Raw genomic sequence first — 6298 nt, 5'->3', positions numbered from 1 at the left:
CGTTCTTCCTTTGTGGGCTGCTCTGGGGGGGTTGGGGGGCCGGGCCCTTGTCGGGGCCCCGCCCTCCGCGCTGTCACAGCACGTCGGCCAGCAGCTCCGCCATGACCTGGTAGCCCTTGTCGCCGGGGTGGAGGCGGTCGCCGAAGTCGTAGGCGGGGTGCAGTCGCCCGGGGTCGGCCGGGTCGGCGAGGGCGCGGTCGAAGTCGACGACGGCGTCGTACTCGCCGCCCGTGCGGATCCACCGGTTGATCTCCGGGCCGACGCGCGCGGAGTGCGCGCCCCAGTGGTCGGACCCGGCGAGCGGCAGGAGCGTCGCGCCGACGATCCGCACGCCCGCGGCTCGGGCCTGCCGGATCAGCTCGCGATGGCCCGCCACGACTTCCGCAGAGCTGACGACGGGGGCGGGTTTGTAGGTCGGCTCTCCGGGAGCCTCGCTGAAACCGATGTCGTTGAGCCCTTCGAGGACGACGACGGTGGAGACGCCGGGCTGCGCGAGGGCGTCACGACGGAACCGCGCGGTCCCCCTCTCCCCGTACCAGGCCGAGTCGTTGAGCAGGAGATTGCCGCCGATGCCGGCGTTGAGGACGGGCCGGCCGGTGGGTTCGGCGAGCGCGTCGGACCAGCGGCGGTTCGCTCCGTGTGTCGAACCGAAGCCGTCCGTGACGGAGTCGCCGAACAGGACGATCCCGTCGGCGCGTCCGGCGGCGACCTCCACACCAGCGAGGTGGTACCACGACGCGGTGACGTCGGTGAACGCCGCTCCCGACACCTCGGCGCGACGGTCGCCGTCGGCGCGGTAGGAGTCCGCCCAGGCCTGGGAGTGGAACGTCACCGGGCCGGTGGTGCCGGCGAAGTACAGCGTGACCGTCACGGACCCGAGCCGCTCGACAGGCAGGCCGGCCGGATCGCTGCGCAGTTCGGCCCGCGCGGGGATCACGGCGGACCGCGCCCCGCCGAAGGTGAGCTCCCGTACGGACCCCTCCTCGATCGCGGCGCCGCCGGCGGAGCGGGCGACGGTGGCGCCGGTGAGGTGCAGCGGGGAGGTGCCGTAGGCGTTGGAGAGGCGGACGCGAAGGCACGCGCCGCCCGCGGTGACGCGCACGGCCTGGCGGACGGTCTGGCGCGAGAAGCCTTCCTGGGACCAGTTCGGGGTGAAGCCGGTGCTGGGCATCTGGGGGGAGGCGGCCCAGGCCGCGGTCCATGCGCTCATGACGTACCCCTTCCGCCACTAACGGGCGGTGAGTTCCATTAGGATGGTGGCACGCTAACAGAGTTCCGGTTACTAATGGAACGGGAGATCCGTTTGGAAGCCACCCCGGGTACGGTCCGCCCCGGCGGCCGCACCGCGAAAGTCCGCGCGGCCGTCCTCGCCGCCACCCAGGAAGCGCTGGTCGACGGCGGGTTCCACGCCCTGACGCCGGACCGGGTCGCGGCGGTCGCCGGCGTCGGCAAGACCACCGTTTACCGGCGCTGGCGGTCACCGGCCGGCCTGGTCGCGGACCTGCTGCGCGACATGGCCGAGCAGTCCCTGCCCGCGGCGGACACCGGATCGCTGGAAGGGGACCTGCGCGCCAACGCCGCGCTCGTACGCGACACCCTCACCGACCCGCGCATGGGCCCGGTCTTCGCCGCCGTCATCGCGGCCGCCGCGTGCGACCAGGAGTGCGCGGACGCCCTCCACGGCTTCTACGCGACCCGGCTCGCGGAATGGGCGCCGGCGGTCGAACGCGGCCTCGGCCGCGGCGAGATCCCGGCCGGCACCGACCCGCTGGAGGTCCTGCGGGCCGTTTCCGCGCCCCTGTACTACCGCTTCGCCGTCAGCCGCGAGCCCCTGACGGCCGACGTCGCCGAGCGAGCGGCGTCGGCGGCGCTGGCGGCCGCACGGGCGGGTGCCTTCGCGTTTTGAGTACGCGTACTCAGGCGCGAGACCGCCCGCACCAGCACCATCGAAGGCATGCTGTGGTCCGACCCGGAGAACGAACCGCCCAAGGAACTCCGCGACATGCAGACGATGCTGCGTCGCGCGGGGCTGGTGCTGGCGCTGGCGATGGTGGTGGCGATGTTCGCGGCGGGCCTGCGGTAAGCGGGGCGCGCGGGCGGCCACGCGCCCCCGCCCGACACCCCGCCGGCGGCCCCGCACCGCCGCCTACCATGTCCCCCATGGCCACCCCGTCACCCCACCGCCCCCGTCTCGTCCTCGCCTCCGCCTCCCCCGCGCGGCTGAATCTGCTGCGGCAGGCCGGTCTCGCGCCGGAGGTGATCGTCAGCGGTGTCGACGAGGACGCGCTCACCGCGCCGTCCCCCGCCGAGCTCGCGCTCGTGCTGGCGGAGGCGAAGGCCGCGGCGGTCGCCGCTCGGCCGGAGGCCGAAGGGGCGTTGCTGATCGGGTGCGATTCCGTCCTGGAGCTCGACGGCGAGGCGCTCGGCAAGCCCGCCGACGCCGAAGAGGCGACCGCCCGCTGGAAGGCGATGCGCGGCAGGTCGGGTGTCCTGCAGACGGGGCACTGCGTGATCGACACGGTGACCGGCCGCCGCGCTTCCGCGACCGCGTCGACGACGGTGCGGTTCGGCGAGCCGACGGACGCCGAGATCGCCGCGTACGTCGCGAGCGGCGAACCCCTGTACGTCGCGGGGGCGTTCACGCTGGACGGCCGCTCGGCCCCGTTCATCGACGGCATCGACGGCGACCCGGGCAATGTCATCGGACTGTCGCTGCCGTTGCTCCGCCGGCTCCTGGCGGAGCTGGGCGTCTCGATCACGGACCTCTGGGCCGCCTGAGCGGACGACGGGTCAGGCGGGCGCCGGACCGCTGACGGGCGCCACCGGATCGTCGCCGTCGGTGCTCCCCGCCGGCCCGGCCGACGCGGCCGGGGGCTGCTCCTTGCCGTACACGATCAGGGACGCGACCAGCAGGCCGAGCACCACCATCAGGAACGCGAAGGCGCTCCAGCCGACCAGGCCCACCGCCACCGCGCCGAGCACCCCGTGCACGACGGCAAGGGTGATGAGCGCGATGCGGGCGAAGCGGCCGGGCGCCCGGTCGCGTATGCCCGCCACGAGGAGCAGCACGCCGCACAGGGCGAGGAAGAGGCCGGAACCTATCCCCAGCCCCCACGTCGCGGTCACCATCACGTCCGGGTCCATGCCGTCCAGGGACATCTGCTGGGCCCCGACGAACGTGGCCATGACACCGTTGAGCACGACGATGCCGACGGCCTCGATCAGCAGGACAAGCGCAGCCACCACGGCCACCGGTCTGCGCACCACGGCGCCCCCAACCCTCTGTGTACCGGAAGTACGTACGACAGCCGCGAGGCTACTGACCGGTAAACGCGGGGACAAGGGTTCCGGCACGCTCGGTCCCGAGGCAAAGAATCGTTGGGCCATTCGTAGGGACTCGACAAAGAAACGTGTCGGGCCGCTGCGCCCGCAGACAGAGACCTTGACCACACCAGAGGGCTACTGTGCGAGAGGGGAACCCGTCGTACCGTGGTGCGACAAGGGATTTCGCGATCGAGCGAGCCTCGAATCACGCTCCGTGTGGGCAAGCTCACCATTGGGGACGGGTCGAAAGGCCGTGTCGGCAGTCCCTAAACTCAGCTTGTTTCAAGGAGGGAGCCATCGTGCGCAAGGTGCTCATCGCCAACCGTGGCGAAATCGCTGTCCGCGTTGCCCGTGCCTGCCGGGACGCCGGGATCGCAAGCGTAGCCGTCTACGCCGATCCGGACCGGGACGCATTGCATGTCCGCGCGGCCGACGAAGCGTTCGCCCTGGGCGGTGACACCCCGGCCGCCAGTTACCTGGACATGGCCAAGGTGCTTCAGGCCGCGGCCGATTCGGGGGCGGACGCCATCCACCCCGGATACGGCTTCCTGTCCGAGAACGCGGACTTCGCCCAAGCGGTCATCGACGCCGGTCTGACCTGGATCGGCCCGCCCCCGCAGGCCATCCGTGACCTCGGTGACAAGGTCGCCGCCCGTCACATCGCCCAGCGTGCCGGCGCCCCGCTGGTCGCCGGCACCCCCGACCCGGTGTCCGGCGCCGACGAGGTCGTCGACTTCGCCCGCGAGAACGGGCTGCCGATCGCCATCAAGGCCGCCTTCGGCGGCGGCGGCCGCGGCCTGAAGGTCGCCCGCACCCTCGAAGAGGTCCCGGAGCTCTACGACTCCGCCGTCCGCGAGGCGGTCGCCGCCTTCGGCCGGGGCGAGTGCTTCGTCGAGCGCTACCTCGACAAGCCCCGCCACGTGGAGACCCAGTGCCTCGCCGACTCCCACGGCAACGTGGTCGTCGTCTCCACCCGTGACTGCTCGCTCCAGCGCCGCCACCAGAAGCTGGTGGAGGAGGCCCCGGCGCCGTTCCTGTCACAGGCTCAGAACGCGGAGCTGTACCGCGCCTCGAAGGCCATCCTCAAGGAAGCCGGCTACGTCGGCGCCGGCACCGTCGAGTTCCTCGTCGGTGTCGACGGCACGATCTCCTTCCTCGAGGTCAACACCCGCCTCCAGGTCGAACACCCGGTCACCGAAGAGGTCACCGGCATCGACCTGGTCCGCGAGATGTTCCGCATCGCCGACGGCGAGGAACTCGGCTACGACGACCCGGCGGTGCGCGGTCACTCCTTCGAGTTCCGGATCAACGGTGAGGACCCCGGCCGGGGCTTCCTCCCCGCGCCCGGCACCGTCACCACGTTCAGCCCGCCCACCGGCCCCGGCGTCCGCCTCGACGCCGGTGTCGAGTCCGGCTCCGTCATCGGCCCGGCGTGGGACTCGCTCCTCGCCAAGCTGATCGTCACCGGCGCCACCCGCGAACAGGCCCTGCAGCGCGCCGCGCGTGCGCTGGCGGAGTTCGAGGTCGAGGGCATGGCCACCGCCATCCCCTTCCACCGTGCGGTCGTCGCCGACCCGGCGTTCACGGCGGACCCCTTCCGGGTCCACACGCGCTGGATCGAGACCGAGTTCGTCAACGACATCAAGCCGTTCGCGCCGGCCGGCGCCGACACGGACGAGGACGAGGCGGGCCGCGAGACCATCGTGGTCGAGGTCGGCGGCAAGCGCCTCGAGGTGTCGCTGCCGTCCTCGCTCGGCATGACCCTCGCGCGCACCGGCCTCGCCGCCGGCGCCAAGCCCAAGCGCCGGGCCGCGAAGAAGTCGTCCTCGGCCGCCTCCGGTGACACCCTCGCCTCCCCGATGCAGGGCACCATCGTCAAGGTCGCCGTCGAGGAGGGCCAGGAGGTCAAGGAGGGCGACCTCGTCGTCGTCCTGGAGGCCATGAAGATGGAGCAGCCGCTCAACGCGCACCGCTCTGGCACCATCAAGGGCCTCGCCGCCGAGGTGGGCGCCTCCCTCACCTCCGGCGCGACCATCTGCGAGATCAAGGACTGACCCGTCCGACCGTCCGCTGAAGGGCCCCCGGCATCCGTGCCGGGGGCCCTTCGTGCCGGGCGCAGCCTGGTACCGCGCGGCGGTGGCCGCCACGGACGAGTGGGCCGCCGCGGTACGCGCCCTCGTCAATGCGGGCCGCAAGCCACTGGCGGAGACGCTCGGCCTCGTCCTGCCGCAGGACCTGGGCAAGGAACGCGAGATGTGGCTGCTCGTGACGCGGATGTCCCGGCGGCCCTACCGTCCCGCCGCGGACGCCGCCCTCGCCCCCTACCGGGCCGCGCCCGCCCAGCCGGGCTGCTGCTGCACTCCGCCGCCGCCCGCACCCTGACGTCCGGCATCCTTGAGGTGTGACGGACACCAGGCCCAAGCGCGCCGACGCGCGCCGCAACTACGACCGGCTGCTGACCGAGGCGCGGGCCGCGTTCGCCGAGCGCGGCACCGACGCCTCGCTCGAGGAGATCGCCCGTAGCGCGGGTGTCGGCATCGGCACGCTGTACCGCCACTTCCCCAACCGTCACGCCATGATGAACGCGGTCTTCCAGGAGGCCGTCGCCGCCCTGCTGGAGCGCTCACGCGAACTGGCGGGCGCGGAGCAGCCGTGCACGGCGCTGGTGGAGTGGCTGCGCGCCCTCATCACCCACGCGGGTGAGTACCGCGGCCTCGCCCGCGCGCTTCTGTCGGCGTCCCACGACAGGAGCTCGGCCCTGTCGGCGTGCAGCGTCCCCCTGCGCGACGCGGGCGAACGCCTGCTGTCCCGGGCGCAGGAGGCGGGGTCGGTCCGTACGGACGTCTCGATCGGCGATCTGATGCAGTTGACGAACGCGATCGCGCTGGCGGCGGAACAGGACCCGGCGGACCCCGAGTTGGCGGACCGCCTCCTGAACCTGACCCTGCGGGGCCTGCGCCCGGACTAGTGCCGC

At 72.7% G+C, this 6298-nt stretch carries 8 protein-coding genes; 6 read left to right on the top strand and 2 right to left on the bottom strand.

Annotated features, from left to right (window positions below; genetic code table 11):
* Nucleotides 1–73 precede the first annotated feature (73 nt).
* Nucleotides 74–1210 (bottom strand): SGNH/GDSL hydrolase family protein, encoded by a 1137-nt coding sequence (locus AB0K36_RS02030; RefSeq protein ID WP_364586960.1) that lies wholly within the window; start codon nt 1208–1210, stop codon nt 74–76.
* Between the two features lie 75 nt (nt 1211–1285).
* Here AB0K36_RS02030 and AB0K36_RS02025 point away from each other — a divergent pair, with 75 nt between their 5' ends.
* The 3 genes from AB0K36_RS02025 to AB0K36_RS02015 all read left to right on the top strand — a co-directional run bounded on the left by AB0K36_RS02025 (nt 1286) and on the right by AB0K36_RS02015 (nt 2778).
* A complete protein-coding gene (locus tag AB0K36_RS02025) occupies nt 1286–1906 on the top strand; it encodes a TetR/AcrR family transcriptional regulator (RefSeq protein WP_435877749.1) in 621 nt (206 codons plus the stop codon).
* A 48-nt stretch (nt 1907–1954) separates the two neighbouring features.
* Nucleotides 1955–2083 (top strand): morphogenic membrane protein MmpB, encoded by a 129-nt coding sequence (mmpB, locus tag AB0K36_RS02020; RefSeq protein ID WP_259372230.1) that lies wholly within the window; start codon nt 1955–1957, stop codon nt 2081–2083.
* A gap of 77 nt (nt 2084–2160) precedes the next feature.
* Nucleotides 2161–2778 (top strand): Maf family protein, encoded by a 618-nt coding sequence (locus tag AB0K36_RS02015; protein WP_364586954.1) that lies wholly within the window; start codon nt 2161–2163, stop codon nt 2776–2778.
* 12 nt (nt 2779–2790) lie between these two features.
* Here AB0K36_RS02015 and AB0K36_RS02010 read toward each other — a convergent pair whose 3' ends face one another.
* Entirely contained in the window at nt 2791–3243 is a 453-nt protein-coding gene (locus AB0K36_RS02010; protein ID WP_364586951.1) for a hypothetical protein, read from the bottom strand.
* 380 nt (nt 3244–3623) lie between these two features.
* Here AB0K36_RS02010 and AB0K36_RS02005 point away from each other — a divergent pair, with 380 nt between their 5' ends.
* From AB0K36_RS02005 to AB0K36_RS01995, 3 genes are read left to right on the top strand one after another with little or no spacing between them, the layout of a single operon-like run.
* Nucleotides 3624–5378 carry an acetyl/propionyl/methylcrotonyl-CoA carboxylase subunit alpha gene (locus tag AB0K36_RS02005; RefSeq protein ID WP_364586948.1) on the top strand — a complete coding sequence of 585 codons (1755 nt, stop codon included), beginning with the start codon at nt 3624–3626 and terminating at the stop codon, nt 5376–5378.
* Between the two features lie 52 nt (nt 5379–5430).
* Nucleotides 5431–5706, top strand: coding sequence for a hypothetical protein (locus tag AB0K36_RS02000; RefSeq protein ID WP_364586945.1), 276 nt, complete (start codon nt 5431–5433; stop codon nt 5704–5706).
* A 19-nt stretch (nt 5707–5725) separates the two neighbouring features.
* Nucleotides 5726–6292, top strand: coding sequence for a TetR/AcrR family transcriptional regulator (locus AB0K36_RS01995; RefSeq protein WP_364586942.1), 567 nt, complete (start codon nt 5726–5728; stop codon nt 6290–6292).
* The last annotated feature ends 6 nt before the right edge of the window (nt 6293–6298 follow it).

Source organism: Streptomyces kurssanovii (assembly GCF_040677245.1).
GTDB classification, from domain to species: domain Bacteria; phylum Actinomycetota; class Actinomycetes; order Streptomycetales; family Streptomycetaceae; genus Streptomyces; species Streptomyces kurssanovii.
This window is presented reverse-complemented; position numbering and strand designations above follow the sequence as displayed.